Source organism: Pseudomonas sp. RIT-PI-AD (assembly GCF_025642785.1).
Lineage (GTDB): Bacteria > Pseudomonadota > Gammaproteobacteria > Pseudomonadales > Pseudomonadaceae > Pseudomonas_T.
On the sequence record NZ_JANZKU010000025.1, the window covers coordinates 17,130 to 35,608 of the forward strand.

Annotated in this window: 17 protein-coding genes; 8 read left to right on the forward strand and 9 right to left on the reverse strand. The window is 67.9% G+C overall.

Annotated elements, in window-relative coordinates; all coding sequences use genetic code 11:
* Nucleotides 1–84 precede the first annotated feature (84 nt).
* From OGL92_RS18310 to OGL92_RS18320, 3 genes are all read left to right on the forward strand, one after another.
* A complete protein-coding gene (locus OGL92_RS18310; protein ID WP_263146325.1) occupies nt 85–1,764 on the forward strand; it encodes a Na/Pi cotransporter family protein in 1,680 nt (559 codons plus the stop codon).
* 47 nt (nt 1,765–1,811) lie between these two features.
* Complete coding sequence (locus tag OGL92_RS18315; RefSeq protein WP_263146326.1) at nt 1,812–2,978, forward strand: PilT/PilU family type 4a pilus ATPase; 1,167 nt, start codon at nt 1,812–1,814, stop codon at nt 2,976–2,978.
* A 123-nt stretch (nt 2,979–3,101) separates the two neighbouring features.
* Nucleotides 3,102–4,493 (forward strand): pitrilysin family protein, encoded by a 1,392-nt coding sequence (locus OGL92_RS18320; protein WP_263146328.1) that lies wholly within the window; start codon nt 3,102–3,104, stop codon nt 4,491–4,493.
* 99 nt (nt 4,494–4,592) lie between these two features.
* On the opposite strand, the gene OGL92_RS18325 is transcribed toward OGL92_RS18320, so the two are convergent.
* Nucleotides 4,593–4,841, reverse strand: coding sequence for a hypothetical protein (locus OGL92_RS18325; RefSeq protein WP_263146330.1), 249 nt, complete (start codon nt 4,839–4,841; stop codon nt 4,593–4,595).
* Nucleotides 4,842–5,145: 304 nt separating this feature from the next.
* Between OGL92_RS18325 and OGL92_RS18330 the strand changes: the two genes are divergently transcribed.
* The gene (locus OGL92_RS18330) at nt 5,146–6,258 is read left to right on the forward strand and encodes a DUF2914 domain-containing protein (protein WP_263146332.1); all 1,113 of its coding nucleotides are present in this window, start codon (nt 5,146–5,148) and stop codon (nt 6,256–6,258) included.
* On the opposite strand, the gene OGL92_RS18335 is transcribed toward OGL92_RS18330, so the two are convergent.
* Nucleotides 6,240–7,466 (reverse strand): spore maturation protein, encoded by a 1,227-nt coding sequence (locus tag OGL92_RS18335; RefSeq protein WP_263146334.1) that lies wholly within the window; start codon nt 7,464–7,466, stop codon nt 6,240–6,242. The genes OGL92_RS18330 and OGL92_RS18335 overlap by 19 nt on opposite strands.
* A gap of 210 nt (nt 7,467–7,676) precedes the next feature.
* Here OGL92_RS18335 and wrbA point away from each other — a divergent pair, with 210 nt between their 5' ends.
* Nucleotides 7,677–8,273, forward strand: coding sequence for an NAD(P)H:quinone oxidoreductase (wrbA, locus tag OGL92_RS18340; RefSeq protein ID WP_263146337.1), 597 nt, complete (start codon nt 7,677–7,679; stop codon nt 8,271–8,273).
* A 232-nt stretch (nt 8,274–8,505) separates the two neighbouring features.
* On the opposite strand, the gene OGL92_RS18345 is transcribed toward wrbA, so the two are convergent.
* The 4 genes from OGL92_RS18345 to OGL92_RS18360 all read right to left on the reverse strand — a co-directional run bounded on the left by OGL92_RS18345 (nt 8,506) and on the right by OGL92_RS18360 (nt 10,031).
* Entirely contained in the window at nt 8,506–8,967 is a 462-nt protein-coding gene (locus OGL92_RS18345; RefSeq protein WP_263146339.1) for an inhibitor of vertebrate lysozyme family protein, read from the reverse strand.
* Nucleotides 8,968–8,973: 6 nt separating this feature from the next.
* Entirely contained in the window at nt 8,974–9,135 is a 162-nt protein-coding gene (locus tag OGL92_RS18350) for a DUF1328 domain-containing protein (RefSeq protein WP_143488357.1), read from the reverse strand.
* Between the two features lie 88 nt (nt 9,136–9,223).
* Nucleotides 9,224–9,493 (reverse strand): hypothetical protein, encoded by a 270-nt coding sequence (locus tag OGL92_RS18355; protein WP_263146342.1) that lies wholly within the window; start codon nt 9,491–9,493, stop codon nt 9,224–9,226.
* 106 nt (nt 9,494–9,599) lie between these two features.
* Nucleotides 9,600–10,031 (reverse strand): PA2169 family four-helix-bundle protein, encoded by a 432-nt coding sequence (locus tag OGL92_RS18360; protein ID WP_263146345.1) that lies wholly within the window; start codon nt 10,029–10,031, stop codon nt 9,600–9,602.
* Nucleotides 10,032–10,358: 327 nt separating this feature from the next.
* On the opposite strand from OGL92_RS18360, the gene algB reads away from it, so the two are divergent.
* Both algB and OGL92_RS18370 read left to right on the forward strand, forming a co-directional pair.
* On the forward strand, nt 10,359–11,708 hold the full coding sequence (algB, locus tag OGL92_RS18365; protein ID WP_263146346.1) for a sigma-54-dependent response regulator transcription factor AlgB: 1,350 nt from the start codon (nt 10,359–10,361) through the stop codon (nt 11,706–11,708).
* A gap of 8 nt (nt 11,709–11,716) precedes the next feature.
* Nucleotides 11,717–13,504, forward strand: coding sequence for a KinB sensor domain-containing domain (locus OGL92_RS18370; RefSeq protein WP_263146405.1), 1,788 nt, complete (start codon nt 11,717–11,719; stop codon nt 13,502–13,504).
* A gap of 25 nt (nt 13,505–13,529) precedes the next feature.
* Here the strand turns inward: OGL92_RS18370 and OGL92_RS18375 are convergent, their stop codons facing one another.
* Together OGL92_RS18375 and OGL92_RS18380 are read right to left on the reverse strand one after the other, a co-directional pair.
* Nucleotides 13,530–14,306 (reverse strand): N-acetylmuramoyl-L-alanine amidase, encoded by a 777-nt coding sequence (locus OGL92_RS18375; protein ID WP_263146347.1) that lies wholly within the window; start codon nt 14,304–14,306, stop codon nt 13,530–13,532.
* Complete coding sequence (locus tag OGL92_RS18380) at nt 14,303–14,896, reverse strand: MarC family protein (protein ID WP_263146349.1); 594 nt, start codon at nt 14,894–14,896, stop codon at nt 14,303–14,305. Before OGL92_RS18380 ends, OGL92_RS18375 begins: the two co-directional genes overlap by 4 nt.
* A gap of 149 nt (nt 14,897–15,045) precedes the next feature.
* Here OGL92_RS18380 and OGL92_RS18385 point away from each other — a divergent pair, with 149 nt between their 5' ends.
* Nucleotides 15,046–16,461: a DASH family cryptochrome gene (locus OGL92_RS18385; RefSeq protein WP_263146351.1), complete on the forward strand. Its 1,416-nt coding sequence runs from the start codon at nt 15,046–15,048 to the stop codon at nt 16,459–16,461.
* A gap of 6 nt (nt 16,462–16,467) precedes the next feature.
* Here the strand turns inward: OGL92_RS18385 and OGL92_RS18390 are convergent, their stop codons facing one another.
* Nucleotides 16,468–18,465 (reverse strand): GGDEF domain-containing protein, encoded by a 1,998-nt coding sequence (locus OGL92_RS18390; protein ID WP_263146352.1) that lies wholly within the window; start codon nt 18,463–18,465, stop codon nt 16,468–16,470.
* Nucleotides 18,466–18,479 lie beyond the last annotated feature (14 nt).

Genomic DNA, 18,479 nt, shown 5'->3' on the forward strand with positions numbered 1-18,479 from the left:
ACAATCGTGTGACATCCATCCGTACCCCGTCCGTCCCATGGGCGTTCGTCGCGGCTCTATCCTCGTCAGTCCGGAGGGCCACCCATGCTGACCTTGCTCAACCTGCTCTCTGCCGTCGCCCTGCTGGTGTGGGGGACGCACATCGTGCGCACCGGCATCCTGCGGGTCTACGGCGCCAACCTGCGGCGCCTGCTCAGCCGCAGCGTCGAACGCAAACCGCTGGCCTTCATCGCCGGGCTCGGGGTCACCGCCCTGGTGCAGAGCAGCAACGCCACCGCCTTGCTCGCCACCTCCTTCGTCGCCCAGGGGCTGATGGCGCTGTCGCCGGCGCTGACGGTGATGCTCGGCGCCGACGTCGGCACCGCGCTGATGGCGCGGGTGCTGACCCTCGACCTGTCCTGGCTGTCGCCGCTGCTGATCTTCTTCGGCGTGATGCTGTTCCTGTCGCGCAAGCAGACCCGCGTCGGCCAGCTCGGCCGGGTGGCCATCGGCCTCGGCCTGATCATCCTGGCGCTGCAACTGATCGTCGCCGCCGCCACGCCGATGACCGAGGCCAAAGGCGTGCAGGTGCTGTTCTCCTCGCTGACCGGCGACGAGCTGCTGGACGCCCTGACCGGCGCGCTGTTCGCGATGATTTCCTACTCCAGCCTGGCCGCGGTGCTGCTCACCTCGACCCTCGCCGCGTCCAAGGTGATCTCCCTGAAGGTCGCGCTGTGCCTGGTGGTCGGCGCCAACCTGGGCAGCGGCGTGCTGGCGATGATCAGCGCCACCGGGCAGAACGCCGCCGGCCGCCGGGTGGCGCTGGGCAGCCTGCTGTTCAAGGTGGCCGGCTGCGTGCTGGTGCTGCCGCTGGTGCAACCCCTGGCGAGCTGGATGGAGCACTGGCCGATCAGCACCCAGGAACTGGTGATCGCCTTCCACGTGCTCTACAACCTGGTGCGCTGCACCCTGTGCATGCCGCTGACCGCGCCGATGGCGCGCTTCTGCACCTGGCTGCTGCCCGACCGGGTGCTGCCCGATGCCGTGGCGCGGCCGCGCCACCTCGACCCGGCGGCCCTCGATACCCCGAGCCTGGCGCTGGCCAACGCGGTGCGCGAGACCCTGCGCATGGGCGATATCGTCGAACAGATGCTGAACAACCTGCTGCAAGTGATCCAGAGCGGCGACGTGCTGCTGGGCAAGGAAATCCGCCGCCAGGACGACGACGTCGACGCCCTCTACACCGCGATCAAGCTCTACCTGGCGCGGATGCCCCGGGAAGACCTGGGCGAGCGCGACAGCCGGCGCTGGGCGGAAATCATCGAGCTGACGATCAACCTGGAGCAGGCCGGCGACCTGGTGGAGCACATGCTCAGCACCGTGCAGGATAAGAAAACCTCCCGCGGGCGCTCCTTCTCCGCCAGCGGCCTGGAGGAAATCTCGGTGCTGCACGGGCAGTTGCTGGCCAACCTGCGCCTGGCCCTCTCGGTGTTCCTCAACGGCGACGTGGAAGGCGCCAAGCGCCTGCGCCGCGCCAAGCAGCGCTTCCGCCTGCAGGAACGCCGCTTCGCCCATGCCCACGTCGATCGGCTGCACCAACAGATGGTGCAGAGCATCGAGACCAGTTCGCTGCACCTGGACCTGATCAGCGACATGAAGCGCCTGAATTCGCTGTTCTGCGCCATCGCCTACGCCGTGCTGGACAACCCGGACGCCCCGGCGGCGGTGGGCGAGGAGCATTCCACCGAGGACGGCCTGGGCGAGGCGCGCCTGGGCGACACCTGAGGCCCGCGCGGCGGCGCATTTGCCTCCCGCGGCGCCGCTGACCCATCATGGGCGATCCTTCTTCCGACGAGCGCCTGCCCATGGACACCGCCACGCCCACCCGCGAGCCCCTGGACATCCACGCCCTGCTGCGCGTGCTCGCCGAGCGCGAAGGCTCGGACATGTTCTTCAGCGTCGGCGCCCCGCCGCACATCAAGCTCGATGGGCAGAACCAGCCGCTCGACCTGCCGCCGCTAACCCCGCCCCAGTTGCGGCAGATGGCCGACGCATTGATGAGCGAGGACCAGCGCGCCGAGTTCGCCCGCGAACTGGAGCTGGACCTGGCGGTGGGGGTGCCCCAGGTCGGGCGCTTCCGGGTGAACATCTACCGCCAGCGCGGCGAAGTCGGCATGGTGGTGCGCCACGTGAAGAGCCGGATTCCGCCGATCGCCGAGCTGGGTCTGCCGCCGGCGCTGGAAAAGCTCGCGCTGTTCGACCGCGGCCTGATCCTGGTGGTGGGCGCGGCCGGCTCGGGCAAGTCCACCACCCTCGCTGCCATGCTCGACCACCGCAACGCCCGGCGCAGCGGGCATATCGTCTGCATCGAGGACCCGATCGAGTTCATCCACCGGCACAAGCGTTCGCTGATCGACCAGCGCGAGGTCGGCCTCGACACCCACAGTTTCGCCGCGGCCCTGCGCAACGTGCTGCGCGAGGCGCCGGACGTGATCATGCTCGGCGAGATACGCGACCTGGAAAGCATGCAGCACGCCCTGCACTACGCCGAGACCGGCCACCTGTGCATCGCCACCCTGCACGCCACCAGCAGCACCCAGGCCATCGAGCGCATCGTGCATTTCTTCCCGGAGAACGCGCGCCCGCAGGTGCTCGCCGACGTCGCCCAGAACCTCCTGGCGGTGATCGCCCAGCGCCTGGTGCCGGGGCGCGAACGCAAGCGGGTGGTGGCGGTGGAGCTGCTGCTGGGCACCCCATACCTGCGCGACCTGATCAAGCGCGACGAACTCACCGCCCTCAAGGACGCCATCGGCCAGGCGCCGGAGCAGGGCCTGCAGACCTTCGACCAGCACCTGTTCGCGCTCTTCGAGGCCGGCCATATCACCCTGGAGCAGGCGCTCAAGCACGCCGACTCGCGCACCGACCTGTCGCTGAAGGTCCGCCTGGAGGGGCGCGCCGGCGACGAAGCCGAGGCATCGGGCAGCGGGCTCGACCTGTAGATGGCGGCGCAGGCGGCCGGCGAGGCCGGCGCTTCCATCGGTCGATTCGCCGGCCGGCGCCGTGCGCGGCGGCCGGGAAACCCGCTATGCTGGCCGCCTTCAACCGCTCGTCGCCCGCACCCCATGCGTTATCTGCTTAGCCTGCTGCTCCTGCTGACCCTTCCCCTGCATGCCGAAGACCGTCTCCAGGCGGAAGGCTATCTGCTGGAAAACGGTCTGCAGGTGCTGCTCAAGCCGACCGCGCAACGCGGGCACGTGTCGATCCGCCTGGTGGTGGGCGTGGGTTTCGACGATTTCTCCTGCGCCGACCAGGAACTCCCGCACCTCCTCGAACACCTGTTCTTCAGCGGCCTGGACGGCGGCGACGAGGCCGAGCTGGAAACCCGCATGCAGGCCCTCGGCGGCGAATGGAACGCCTTCACCGGCGAAAGCGACACCGCCTACCTGATCGAGGCGCCCGCCGAGCGCCAGCGCCAGGCCCTCGACCTGCTGCTCGACGTGCTCCAGCGCACCCGCCTCACCGACGCCAACGTCGCCGAGGTCAAGCGCATCGTGCAGCGGGAGAGCGGCGGCCATTATTCGCACCTGGAGCGCTGGCTCGACCGCCAGGACCTGGTGGGTCGCGAGGCCCACCAGCAGTTGGCGGTCGAACTCGGCCTGGCTTGCGCCGAGCGCCCGCAGGTGGCCAGCCTCGGCCGCGACCGCCTGGAGGCCCTGCGCCACGACTGGTACGTGCCGAACAACATGACCCTGATCCTGGTGGGCGACCTGGACCCCTTGCTGCCCGCGCACATCGAACGGCGCTTCAGCGACCTGGTGGAAGGCCCGCAGATGGAGCGCCGCGCGCTGCCCCACGTGCGCCACCAGGCTGCCCCGCGGCGGACCCTGCGCCAGGGCCTGTTCGGCGAAAGCGCCAAGCTGCACTGGATCTTCCGCGAACCTGCCCTGGACAGCGCCGACAACCCGACCTGGGAACTGCTGCGCGACTACCTGGAGTGGGCACTGTACCGGCGCCTGCGCATCGAGCGCGGGCTGTCCTACGGCCCCTGGAGCGAGCGCAGGGCCTACGGCGAGGAAAGCTTCATCAGCCTGAACGCCGACCTCGAGCGCGGCGACGTCGGCCGCGCCGAGCGGGTCATGGCCGAATTGCTCGACGAACTGCGCCGGGATGGTCTGGACCCCGCCACCTTCGAACGCCTCAAGGCCGCCGCCGTCGCCCGCCAGGCCTGGGCGATCCAGGGCGACAGCGACCTCGCCGATCATTACTGGTACGCCCTCGGCGACTTCGAGGACGGCCGCTTCGGCGACGACAAGGCCCGCCTCGGCGCGGTCAGCCTCGACCAGGCCAACCGGGCGATCCAGCGGCTGCTGGAACGACCCGGCTACCTGCGCATCGAGAAGCCCTGGCTGGGCTTCACCAGCCTCTACGGGCTGGCCGGCGGGCTGTCGCTGGTGATCCTGATGGGCTTGGCGCTGGGCCTGCGCGCCCGGCTGCGACGCGCGAACCGCGGCTGAGGCTGCCTCGGGGGTGCGCCTGGGACCGGGTGCCGACTTGGGCGTCGGCCCCGGATCGCCGGATACGGCGGCGCGGACCGCAACCGGCGGCCAGCCCTTTCAGCGGCGACGCGTCGCCCGCCGAATCGCCAACCAGGTCAGGATCGCCACCAGCACCAGCGACACGGCGAACATCAGCAGCAACTCCAGGTCGGCCACCTGCTCGCCGCTTCGCGTGCCATAGGCCTCGCTCAGCCAGGCGGCCAGGGAGGCGGGCGGCGTGGGCAACAGGTCGGGATGGCGGGCCCAGAAGGTGGTCAGCAGCAGGGCGGCCAGTACCGCCAGGACCGCGGTGACGAGCTTCTTCATTGCACGGCGATCCTTCCGCAGGCCTTGAGCGATGATTCCGGCACGACGATCTGCGCCAAGTCCTTGGTTACCCCGGCTGGCCATTCAGGCTGGACGTGCGTTCGATCATGTTTCCGCTTCCGTGCCGGTCGATCCGCGCAGGGTCATGCAGGACGACTGCGCGTTAGGCGACGCGCGACACATAATGGCGGCCAAGGCCTTGGCGGATCGACCTTTCGTCTGCCCGGCGCCGACTCACGGGGCCGTTCTCGCGGCGTCCCTGTCATAAAGGTTCCTATCCCGAGAGAGTGCCGCGCAGCCGATCATGACCCCCTCCGCCCTCGCCCCGTCGATCTGGAAAACCCGCGCCCTGGCGCTCTTCGCGCTGATCGAGCGCTATCCGCGGCTCATCGCCCTCTATGGGTTCGTCTCCGGGGTGGCGAGTTTCTTCATGGTGGACCGGGGCGCGCGACTGGCCACCCTGATCGCCGCGATCATGCTGGTGAGCTGGCTGCTCCTGCTGCTGGAAAGCCTGGTTCGCCGCCTGGTGGCGCGCCTGAGCGGCTGGGAGCTGCCGCCCCCGCTGCTGCGTTTCGCCACGCAACTGATTCACCAGGAAAGCCTGTTCTTCGTCCTGCCGTTCTTCCTGGTGACGACCAGCTGGAACAGCGGGCAGTCGCTGTTCACCGGGCTGCTGGTGGTGGCGGCGCTGGTGTCGGTGATCGACCCGCTGTATCACCAACGCCTGGCCAACCGGCGCTGGCTGTACCTGGCCTTCCATACCCTGACGCTGTTCGCGGTGCTGCTCACCGCCTTGCCGATCATCCTGCACCTGAGCACCGCGCAGAGTTACCCGCTGGCCCTGGGCATCGCCGTGCTGTTGTCGTTCGCCAGCCTCTACAGCGTGATGCGCGTGCGTCGCTGGCGCGGCCTGGCGTTGATCGGGCTGACGCTGTTGCTGGGCCTGGGCGGCTGGCTGGCGCGGGTCTGGGTGCCACCGGCCACCCTGTGGCTGACGGAGGTCGCGGTGACCACCCGGATGGACGACGGCAACCGCACCCCCGGCGACAGCGTGCACGACCTGGACATCGCGCAGCTCCGCGCCCAAGGCCTGTTCGCCTACACCGCGATCAACGCCCCGCGTGGGTTGAACGAGCGCATCTATCACGAGTGGTGGCACAACGGCGAGCCGATCGACCGCATCGCGCTGGACATCCACGGCGGGCGCAAGGCGGGCTATCGGGCCTGGACCCACAAGCAGAACTTCCCCGACGACGCCGAGGGCCGCTGGCAGGTGAAGGTGCTCACGGAGGCGGGGCAAATGATCGGCACCCTGCGCTTCCATGTCAGCGGTCCGAACGAAGCCGCCGACGACGCGGCCTCCAGCGACGACCACGCCGCCGCCGTCGTGCCGCTGCCTCAGCCGAAGAACCAGTAGCAGACCCCGATCGACGCCAGGACTCCGGCGAGGTCCGCCAACAGGGCGCAGCCGACGGCGTGGCGACCGCGCTGGATACCCACCGCGCCGAAGTACACGGCGAGTACGTAGAAGGTGGTCTCCGTGCTGCCCTGGACGGTGGCGGCGACCAGCGCGGGGAAACTGTCGACCCCCTGGCTCTGCATGGTCTCGATCAGCATCGCCCGCGCCGCGCTGCCGGAGAACGGCTTGACCAGCGCGGTGGGCAGGGCATCGACGAAGCGCGTGTCCCAGCCGAACCATTCGATCAGCGCGCGGATAGCGTCGAGCCCCAGATCCAGGGCGCCCGAGGCACGCAGCACGCCCACCGCGCAAAGCATGGCGATCAGATAGGGCAGCAACCCCTTGGCCACGTCGAAGCCTTCCTTGGCGCCGTCCACGAAGCTTTCGTAGACCGGCACTTTCCTCAGCGCGCCGGCAAGCAGGAACAGCAAGATCAGGCCGAACAGCACCAGGTTGCCCAGCAACGAGGACAAGGCCGCCAGGGCCGTGGCGGACAGCCCGGCGAGCACCGCCATGAAGCCGCCGAGCAGCAGCGCGCCCGGTACCAGGTAGGCCAGCACCCGCGGGTCCCACAGGCGCAGGCGCTGCATGAAGGCCACCGACAACAGGCCGACCAGGCTGGAAACGCTGGTGGCCAGCAGGATCGGCAGGAACACCAGGGTCGGGTCGTGGGCGCCCTGTTGCGCGCGGTACATGAAGATCGATACCGGCAGCAGGGTCAGCGAGGACGCGTTCAGCACCAGGAACAGGATCTGCGCATTGCTCGCGGTGTGGCCGAGGGGGTTGAGCTCCTGCAGGGCCTTCATGGCCTTCAGTCCGATGGGCGTGGCCGCGTTGTCCAGGCCCAGGCCGTTGGCGGCGAAATTCAGCGTGATCAGGCCGAGGGCGGGGTGGCCGGGCGGTACCTCCGGCATCAGCCGCGAGAACAGCGGGCCCAGCAGGCGCGCCATGACGTCCACCACGCCGGCACGCTCGGCGATGCGCAGGAAGCCGAGCCAGAGCGTGAGGGTGCCGAACAGCAGGACCATCACCTCCACCGACAGCTTGGCCATGGCGAACAGGCTTTCCACCATCGCCGCCCAGACGCCGGGATCGCCGCCGATCCAGCGCACCAGCGCGGAAATCGCCGCCACGGCGAAAAAACCCAGCCACAAGCCGTTGAGCATGAAGGTACCTCGCGAACGGAGAGGCCGGATGATAGCGGCGCCCACCGCCCCACGCCAGGAAGCCGGGGTGGAAGAAACTTTAGGCCGTCGGCGGGGGACGAACGCTCATCGCCCGCTGACGCAGGGGCGGAGGAAGGCGGCCGGGAAAATAGCCCTTTCGAACGCTTCCCGCCGCTCGTTCGACGACTGCTTCGACTCCGGAGACTCCCGATGAAAAAGATCCTGGTGCTGTATTACTCGATGTACGGCCATATCGAACGCATGGCGCAGGCCGTGGCCGAGGGCGCGCGCAGCGTGGAGGGCGTCGAGGTGACGCTCAAGCGAGTGGCCGAGACCATGCCGGAAGACGTCGCCCGTCAGGCCGGCGCCAAGCTCGACCAGGCCGCGCCCGTGGCGACGCCGCAAGAGCTGGCCGATTACGACGCGATCATCTTCGGCAGCCCGACCCGCTTCGGCAACATGACCGGGCAGATGCGCACCTTCCTCGACCAGACCGGCGGCCTCTGGGCCCAGGGCAAGCTGGTCGGCAAGATCGGCAGCGTGTTCACCAGCACCGGTACCGGCGGGGGTTCGGAGACCACCATCACTTCGTTCTGGAACACCCTGGCCCACCACGGCATGTTGATCGTGGGCACGCCCTACATCATCCCGGAGCTATCCGACATCAGCGAACCGCGCGGCGGCTCGCCCTATGGCGCCGCCACCCTGGCGGGGGCCGACGGTTCGCGCCTGCCCAGCGACAAAGAACTGGCCATCGCGCGGTTCCAGGGCAGCCATGTCGCCAAGCTGGCGGTACGCCTGCACTAGGCCGGAAAGCCATCGGTCGAACGATCGATCTGGAAGAGCTGAAAAGAAGGTCGGACGGAATCGCCCTGACCCTGCTGCGATCGGGGTTGGCGCTCGCCAACCCCGACAGCAGTGCCTGACCTGGCCCGCGCAGCGGAGGTACTCCCTGTACCCCTAGGTCGCTCCGAACGGATTCAGAACAACCCGGCCCCTTGGTCGGGTCCCCCACCGGGGACCTGGATTCCAAGCCGATTCAGTACCACTCCGGATCGGCTTTGAGACGTTCGTCGAGCACGCGCTTGACGTTCTCGTCGGGCTTGCCCAGCCAGCGGAAGTCGGCGTGCTTGCTGGGCGACTTGTCGGCGGGCAAGGCCTCCGGGATATGCACGTAGAGCGCGTAGGCCTCGTCCTTGTCCCAACTGAACGCCACATAGAGCTTCTGCGAAGCGCAATGCGGCGTGTCGCACAGGCTGCCCACCAGATACTTGTCGCCTTTGTCGTCGACCGCGGTCATCGGGCTGGCGGTACCCGACAGGTTCATCACCCAATCGGGCAAACGACTCTCCCGCTTGACCAGGGACTGCCATGTCGCGCGGTACTCGGCGTCGCTGCCGAGCAACTGGTTCAGTCGATACTGCCCGTCGTCGTTGGCAGCGTTCGCCTGTGCAGCCGTCCACGCGGCGAACAGCAGGAGCCCGCCGGTACGCCATTTCATCCGCAACTACCCGCGACGGCGGCCGAAGATGAAGGACAGTACGAAGAGCACCAGGAACAGGACGAAGAGGATTTTCGCGATACCGGCCGCGGTACCTGCGATGCCACCAAAGCCCAGGACGCCGGCGACGATTGCGATGACCAGGAAAGTCAGAGCCCAACTCAGCATGATGTATCTCCTTCAACGGTTTTATAGGTAACGCCTTGGCCTTGATGCCCGACAAGGCGTCGGGACAGGCCGGAAATCTTTTCGAACCTCAGAACACCCAGGTGTCCTGCCGTGGCTTGGCAACCCAGGCGACCGGGCTGGACGACCCGACCGTGTCGGCATCGGCCGACTTGGGCTCGGCGCGGCCCTGGCTTTCGCCCGGTACGAACGGCGTCGATACGGGCGGAAGCGTGGGCTGCATCGGTTGCACGGCATTGAGGCGACCATTCAACCGGTGTTCCACGAACACCAAGCTGACCAGCGCGACGATCACCAGAAGGATCCAGATGGAACGCTCGCTGATACGACGGCTTTTCATGGAGCACCTCACAGCGCATCGGCGCGTTCGAACGAAAACAAAGAATCTGTAAAAACCAATAGAAAGCCCTCGGAGCGGATCGGGGCGTCCCTGCCCCGGCTCGGTATTACTGCGCGTGTTTCAGGCTGCGCATGCGATCATGGCAAGCGCGAACCTTGGGCAGCTCGGCGACCAGCAGAGCGCGAACTTCCGGATCGGAGTTTTCCAAGGCGTCCTCGAAGGCATGCAGGATGCGGTCTTCGGCTTCTTCCAGCTGGGCCACGTAGGTGGCGTCTTCGTCGCTGGACATGCTGGCGCGGGTGTCGGCGTAGACCTGACGCAGCTTGCCGGTGAAGGTACCGCCGGTGGCCGGCTCGTCATGGTTGGCGGCGACCTTCACGGCCAGGGCCTGGATGACCTGGGTTTTCGCTTGAGCCATGTCGCGGAACAGGCTCTGCAGTTGCGGATTCTTCACTTCGTCGATGGCATGCTGGTAGAAGCGCTGGCCGTCGCGGGTGATTTCGATCAGTTCGTTGAGTTGCGAAGTGGTGCTGGACATAGTGATTCTCCGATAGGGGTGAAAAGCATTGACCGGTTTCGTTCATCCGGTGTCAGTACTCGATTGCGGCGAGCGTTTCGAATGGAATCCGGCCAGGCCGGAGATCATCGGCGATCCGCCGAACCGGCATCTCGCCGGTCGTTAGCCTAGCTATCGCAAGCCCTGTGCCAGATTTTTGCGTTTAATTTTTACCTTATTAATCAATGATTTGGGTTACAAACAGAAAGTCGCGCTACATGCACCCTGCAAGATCGGTGGAAAAGCACCATGCAACTTGCACGATATTTGTTTGACTAATCGTCACAGTTAGAAAACGGAGCACCGCACATGCAACCAGCCACTGAAAACCAGGGGCGTATCCTGCTGGTGGACGACGAATCCGCCATCCTCCGCACCTTCCGCTACTGCCTGGAGGACGAGGGCTACACCGTCGCCACCGCCGGTAGCGCGGCCCAGGCCGAGGCGCTGTTGCAACGTCAGGTGTTCGACCTGTGCTTCCTCGACCTGCGCCTGGGCGAGGAGAACGGCCTGGACGTGCTGGCCCAGATGCGTGTGCAGGCCCCCTGGATGCGGGTGGTGATCGTGACCGCCCACTCGGCCATCGACACCGCGGTGGACGCCATGCAGGCCGGCGCCGCCGACTACCTGGTGAAACCCTGCAGCCCCGACCAGTTGCGCCTGGCTGCGGCCAAGCAGCTGGAGGTGCGCCAGCTGACCGCCCGCCTGGAGGCGCTCGAAGGCGAAGTGCGCAAGCCCGGCGAAGGCATGGACTCCCACAGCCCGGCGATGATGGCGGTGCTGGAAACCGCTCGGCAGGTGGCGGTGACCGACGCCAATATCCTCATCCTGGGCGAGTCCGGCACCGGCAAGGGCGAGCTGTCGCGCGCGATCCACGGCTGGAGCAAGCGGGCGAAGAAGGCCTGCGTGACCATCAACTGCCCGTCGCTGTCCGCCGAACTGATGGAGAGCGAACTCTTCGGGCATACCCGCGGCGCCTTCACCGGCGCCTCGGAAAGCACCCTGGGCCGGGTCAGCCAGGCCGACGGCGGCACCCTGTTCCTCGACGAGATCGGCGACTTCCCCCTGGCGCTGCAACCCAAGCTGCTGCGTTTCATCCAGGACAAGGAATACGAACGCGTCGGCGACCCGGTGACCCGCCGCGCCGACGTGCGCATCCTCGCGGCGACCAACCTGAACCTCGAGGAAATGGTCCGCGCCGGCAAGTTCCGCGAAGACCTGCTCTATCGCCTCAACGTCATCACCCTCAAGCTGCCGCCGCTGCGCGAGCGCCCGGAGGACGTGATCGACCTGGCCGAGCGCTTCCTCGCCCGCTTCGTCAAGGACTACGCGCGCCCGGTACGCGGCTTCAGCGACAACGCCCGCGAGGCGCTGCTCGGCTACCGCTGGCCGGGCAACGTGCGCGAACTGCGCAACGTGATCGAGCGCGCCAGCATCATCTGCCCGCAGGAGCTGGTGGAAGTCAGCCACCTCGGCCTCGGCGGCGCCCCCAGCGAGAGCAACACCCCGCGCGTCGGCGCGTCCCTGAGCCTGGAGGAATTGGAGAAAGCCCACATCGCGGCGGTGATCGCCACCAGCGAAACCCTCGACGAGGCCGCCAAGACCCTGGGCATCGACGCCTCGACGCTCTATCGGAAACGTAAGCAGTACGGATTATGAGCGCCGCCATCGCGCTGCCGATGACGCTGCGCACTCGCCTTTTCCTGAGCATTTCGGCCCTGATCACGGTGGCGCTGTTCGGGCTGCTGCTGGGCCTGATCAGCGTCATGCAAATGGCCAAGTCCCAGGAGCAGTTGATCCGCTACAACTTCGTCACCTTCGAGATCAGCCAGAGCCTGCGCCAGCAACTGGGCGACCAACTGGTCAACCTGATGGCGCGGAACCCGCAGCCGCAGGCGCTGGAACAGTCCCAGGAGCACTTCCGCAAGACCCTGGTCGACGGCATCGCCACGGCCCCGAACGAACCGACACGGCAGCGCTACCAGCGCATTTCCGAGGAATACGAGGCGTTCCTCGCGGAGCTGGCGAAACCCGGCGCGGCGCGCTGGAGCCTGCAGGGCGACAATGACCTGAGCCAGGCTTTCGACACCCTCCGGCAGAGCATGCTGGAGGTGCATCGCCTGGCGCTGGACAACATCACCGAGGCGGAGGCCCGCGACCACGACCGCGCGTTCCTGATCGCCACCCTGCTCAGCGTGATGGGGATCGCCGTGCTGCTGATCGGCTTCGCCACCGCCCACGGCATCGCCCGCCGCTTCGGCGGCCCCATCGAAGCCCTGGCCAAGGCCGCCGACCAGATCGGCAAGGGCGACCTGCAGGTCAGCCTGCCCGACTCGCCAGTGCACGAGATGGACCTGCTCAGCCGGCGCTTCGGGCTGATGGCGGAGTCGCTGCGGGAACTGAAGACGGTCAACGTGGAAAAGCTGCTGGCCGAGCAGAAACGCCTGCAAGCGGTGCTCGACAGCATCGACGACGGCCTGCTCATCCTCGATCGCCTCGGCCAGGTGGAACACGCCAACCCGGTGGCCCGGCGCCAGCTCAACTGGAACGACGATCACCTCGGCCAACCGCTCGGCCTGGCCCTGGACCACCCGGAACTGGACGACCTGACCCGCCAGGTCCTCGGCGGCGCGCTGATCGACGAGGCGCCGCCCGACCTGGTCATCGAGGCGGAAGGCGAGACCCGCCTGTTGAGCTGGCGCCTGACCCCGGTCAACCTCGGCGAAGGGCGGCCCCTCGGCGCGGTGATGGTGCTGCGCGACGTCACCGAGCAGCGCGCCTTCGAGCGGGTGCGCAACGAATTCATGCTGCGCGCCTCCCACGAGCTGCGCACCCCGGTCACCGGCATGCAGATGGCCTTCGGCCTGCTCCGCGAGCGCCTGGTCTACCCGGAGGAATCCCGAGAAGCCGATCTGCTGGTGACGGTGGACGCGGAAATGCAGCGCCTGGTGCGGCTGATCACCGACCTGCTGAATTTCTCTCGCTACCAGAACGGCCTGCAATCCCTGGAAATGGCGCCCTGTGCCCTGGACACCCTGCTCGAGCAGGTGCGTGACCGGTTCGCCGGCCAGGCCACCGAGCGCTCGATCCACATCGAGATGGACCTGCACCAGCCGTTACCCCGGGTGAACCTCGATCGCGGACAGATCGAACGGGTCTTCGACAACCTGCTGGGCAATGCCCTGCGGCATACCCCCGACGGCGGCACCATCCGCTTGCAGGCCCGCCGCCATGGCGACCGGGTGATCATGAGCGTGGAAGACAACGGCGACGGCATCGCCACCAGCCAGCAGGCGCGGATCTTCGAGCCCTTCGTCCAGGTCAGCAGCAAGAAGGGCGGCGCCGGCCTGGGCCTGGCGCTGTGCAAGGAGATCGTGCAGTTGCACGGCGGCCGCATCGGCGTCTACTCGCGCCCCGGCCAGGGTGCGCAGTTCTACATGGCGCTGCCGCTCTAGGCCGGAAAGCGCGGGCGGGAACGCCTCACTTCCGGGTGTTCAGCACCAGCAGCAGCGCCGCAGTCTGCGCGTCGGGCTCGCCATCGTAGCGGGCCGGGCGGTATTTCATCTGGAACGCCGCCAGCACATTGCGCGTGGCTTGGTCCAGGGTGCCGTTCTGCTCCACCGCGTAGCCCTGGATCGCCAGTTGATGCTGGAACCAGAGCACGTTCGGCAGCTCCGCCGCCAGTAGCACCTGCTTGCGCGCCACCTCGCCGGCATCCGGCCAGGGAATCAGCCCCGCCTCGCCCAAGCGCTTCCAGGGAAACAACGGCCCCGGGTCGACCTTGCGCTGCGGGGCGATGTCCAGGTGCCCGATGATGCTTCCCAGGGGCAACTGGTGGCGCTTCACCAGGTCCTTGAGCAAGCCGATCAGCGCATCGATCTGGGCCTCGGCGAAGGGGTACCAGACCCGTCCGTCCGCCATGTCCTCGTAACCGCGGTTGACCAGCTCGATGCCGATGCTGCTGGCGTTCAGCCAGGTGCGGCCCTGCCACTCGCTCTCCCCCGCGTGCCAGGCGCGACGGTTCTCGTCCACCAGGCGATAGATCGTCGGCGGGTCTTCGTCGATCAGGTAATGGGCGCTGACGTCACCGTGGGTGAGCAGCGCCAGGGAGTGCAGGAAGTCGGTGGAGGTGTAGTGCAGCACGATGTACTGCACCCGGCTGTTCTGGTTGGCGGAGACGAAGCGGGTGTCGATCTGCGGCTGCTGGGCGCAACCGGCGATCAGGAGCAGCAGCAGACTGGACAGGAAACTTTTCATGGGGCGATGTGCAGCACGCTTTGCAGGTTGTCGAGGAGCATATCGATGCTCAGCATGATCAGCAGCATCCCGGTCAGGCGCTCGATCGCGGTCAACCCGCGCGGCCCCAGGAAGCGTTGCAGGAACGCCGCCTGCAACAGGATCAGCGCGGTCCCCGCCCAAGCCAGCAGCACCGCCAGGTACAGCTCCCAGAGCTCGCCCTGGTGGGTGTTGCGCAGGGTCATCAGCACCGCCAGCGCCGAGGGCCCGGCCACCGCCGGCGTGGCCAGCGGTACCAGCATCGGCTCGCCTTCCGGCAGGTCGCCGAGGACGCCTTGCGGGGTCGGGAAGATCAGCCGCAGGGCGATGATGAACAGGATGATGCCGCCGGCGATGGAGATCGCCTCGCGGGACAGGCTGAGGGCGCTGAGGATCTTCTCGCCGAAGGTCAGGAACAGCAGCAACAGGGCCAGGGCGAACAGCAGCTCGCGCAGGGCCACCTTCAGCCGGCGCTCCGGGGCGACGCCCTTGAGCGCCGCGAGGAAGATGGCGATGTTGCCGAAGGGGTCGGTGACCAGGAAGATCAGTACGGCGATGCCGAGGATGTCCATAACGCACTCTGGAAAACGAAATCCCGTTAGTCTACCGGCCGACGCGCGGAAACGCCCGTCCGCCCGCTTGCGCGGATAAAGCCTGACAGCGCGGTGGCCTGCCGGGTTATGGTTGACGGCAGAAGAAGAATCCGTCAGGAGAGCCCGCCATGCGCCGCCAGCTGCTCTGGTTCAAACAGGACCTGCGACTCGACGATCACCCCGCCGTACAGGCCGCGCTGGGGGCGGACCGCGTGCTGCCGGTGTTTATCCTCGATCCCCGCTGGTTGCAGGTCACGCCTTTCGGCACGCGCCCGCTGGGCGTGCATCGCGCCGGGTTCCTCCTGGAAAGCCTGCAGGCGCTGGATGGCGAGCTGCGCCGCCGCGACTCGCGCCTGCTGGTGCTGCACGGCGAAGCCGAGCGACTGATTCCCGAACTGGTGGCGAGCCTGGGCCTCGACGAGGTGCTGACCCTGGACGAGCTGGTGCCGGACGAACTCCAACGCCTCGCCCGGGTTCGCCAGGCCTTGGACATCCCGCTGCGCCTGCTGCCGGACAACGGCCTGCTGCGCGCCGACGAGCTGCCTTGCGCACCGAACCGCCTGCCCCAGACCTTCAGCCGCTTCCGCACGCTGATCGAGCGGCGGCTCCAGGTATTCCAGCCGCCGTCGGCGCCGGAACGTCTGCCGGCGCTGCCGGAAGGCAGCGAAGACTGGCTGCAGCCCTTACCGCTACTGGCCCAGTTGGGCCTGGGCGAGCCCCAGGGCCTCGCCTACAGCGGCTTCCCCTTCGCCGGCGGCGAGCCGGCCGCCCAGGCGCGCCTGCGCGACTACCTCTGGCAAGGCCAAGGCGTGGGCGATTACCAGGCCAGCCAGGAATGGCTGGGCCGCGAATCCTCCTCGAAACTCTCGCCCTGGCTCGCCCATGGCAGCCTCTCGCCGCGCCGGGTGGTGGCCGAGCTGCGCCGTTACGAGGCACAGCACGGGCGCAGCGAATCGACCCAGGCCTTCTGGAGCGCGCTGCTCTGGCGCGATTTCTTCCGCTGGGCGTTGCGCCGGCACGGCGAGGCCCTGTTCGCCCCCGGCGGGGTCAAGGCCACCGTCCGCGCCCCGCGCCAGGTGGACGAACGCTACAGCCGCTGGTGCCAGGGCCGCACCGGCATGCCGTTGGTGGATGCCTGCATGCGCGAACTGGCCGCCACCGGTTACCTGCCCCATCGCGGCCGGCAGGTGGCCGCCAGCTACCTGGTGAGCGACCTGCAGCAGGACTGGCGGCACGGCGCCGCCTGGTTCGCCGAGCACCTGATCGACCACGAGGACGCGAGCAACTGGGGGAACTGGGCGTACCTCGCCGGGGTGGCCAGCGATCCGCGGCGCCAGCAGGCGTTCAACGCGCTGCGCCAGGCACGTCGCTACGATCCCGACGCCACCTATGTCAGCCTGTGGCTGCCGGAATTGCGCACGCTGCCGGTAGCACTGCGCCACACGCCTTTCCAACTCTCCCCGTTGCAGTTGGACGCCATGCGCTACCCGCGCCTGGAACGGATTCCCGACGCCTGGCGGCCCTACCTCGGCGAAGCCGCCTGAGCGGACTCAGCCGAGCTCCAGGCGATCGCGCCCCTCGCGCTTGGCGCGGTACAGCGCCTGGTCGGCGCGCTCGAACACCGCTTCGCTGCCGTCGTCGGCGGTGAAGGCGGCCAATCCGGCGGAAAGGGTGATGGTGACCGGCTCGCCCTTGAAGTGGAACGGGCAGGCAGCCACCGCCTGGCGCAGGGTTTCCAGCAGCTGGATGCCGCCCTCCTGGGGCGTGCCGGGGATCAGCAGGACGAATTCCTCGCCGCCGAAGCGCGCGATGAAATCGGTTTTGCGGGTGCGCTTGGCCAACTCGCCGGCGATGATCTTCAACACCTTGTCGCCCGCCAAGTGGCCATAGTTGTCGTTGATCCGCTTGAAGTGATCGATGTCCATCACCGCCAGCAGCAAGTCGCCGCCATAGCGTTGCCAGCGCGCCACTTCCAGCTCCAGTCGCTCGCTCCAGGCGGCGCGGTTGGGCAGGCCGGTCAGCGGGTCGGACAAGGCTTTCTGCCGTTGCTCCTCCAGGTGCTCGCGGAACCCCTGGGCCTCGCGTTCCATCGACGCCACCCGCTCGACCATGCCTTGCAGGCGGGTGCCGACCTCCTGCTCGTGCTGGTCGCGCTGGCGCTGGTACTCGTTCACCGTGGTGAGCAACCCCTCGAGGCGCTGCTCGACGGTACGCTTGAGGTTCTCCAGGTCGCCGGCATCCAGCACGCTGCTCTGCAGGCCGCTGACCTGCTCGCGCAGTTCCAGGTCCAGCGCCCGCGCGCTTTTCAGCGAATCGGTGTAGCCCTCGTGGGCGGAGGTCAGGGAACCGAGGAAGGCCGCCAGGCGCTCGTTGAGCTGCTTGAGGTAGCCGGCGAACTCATGCTGGTCGCTGTCGGTGACCGCCAGCACCAGCACCGCCACGTCGTCGAGCACCGGCACCAGTTCGTACCAGTTCAAGCCGCCCTGGAGGCGCTGACGCAGGGCTTCACCCTGGGGCTTGTGGCGCTCGGGCAGGTCCAGTTCGTTGAGCAGCCCCAACAGGCTGTTGGCGACGTGCGGCGCGACCGCGCTGTAGCCGGGCTCCGGCAGGGCAGGCAAGGCGTATTCCGGGTCCGCCTGGCCGGTCAGCACGGCGGCGGCCAGCGGCAGGCTGTCCAGGGTGGGGAACGCCCCAGCGCCGGGCCTGCCCGGACGCGCCGCGGCCGGTCGCGGTGGCTCGGCGGTGGCGGCCGGCGTCTCCCCGAGGGCCAGCGTGGCTGCGGCGGGAACGTCCGCACTGGCCGCTACAGGTGCAGGTGCAGGTGCAGGTGCAGGTGCAGGTGCAGGTGCAGGTGCAGGTGCAGGTGCAGGTGCAGGTGCAGGTGCAGGTGCAGGTTGGGAGGGTACGGGGTCTGCCGGGATCGGCCACAAGGGCGACGGCTCGACCGGCTCATCTCGGCCCGCTTCGGCCTCCGGGCCGTCGGGCTGTCCTGCCGCGCCGTCGTCGGCGGGCTCGGCGTCCTCATCGCGCCCCGCGCCGAAGAGTCGCCTGAGCAAACCGGGACGCTCGGCCTCGCCGCTCTCGAGCACTTGCAGGGCCTTCTGCTGCAAGTCGCTCAACTCGCTGAGCAGGGCGGGGATTTCACGGACCTGGCTGGCGCGGCTGTCGATCCGCTTGGCGAACTGCTTGAGCGGTTTGCGCACCTCGCGCGGCAGGTCCAGCTTGAGCAGTTGCCCCGCCAGATTGTTCAGCGCCGCGACATTCTGCTCGGCGCGTTGCTGGCGGCGCTGCTCGGAGTCCAGCACGGCCTTTTCCAGGCGCGGGATCAACCCCGACAGGCCGGCATCCATCTTGTCGCCGCGTATCGTCTCGCGCAGTTCCTGCATGCACTGGTCGACCGCCTTGTCGCTGCCCTCGGCTGCCAGCGAGCTGCGCACCAGGCCGCGTTTGAGCAAGTCGAGACGGGCCTCCCAGCGGCGCTCGAGCTTTTCCTGCTCTTCGAGGCTCGTCAGGTATTTATCTTTCCAGCGCTGGGCGTCGTCGCTCATGGTGAAAGTTCGAA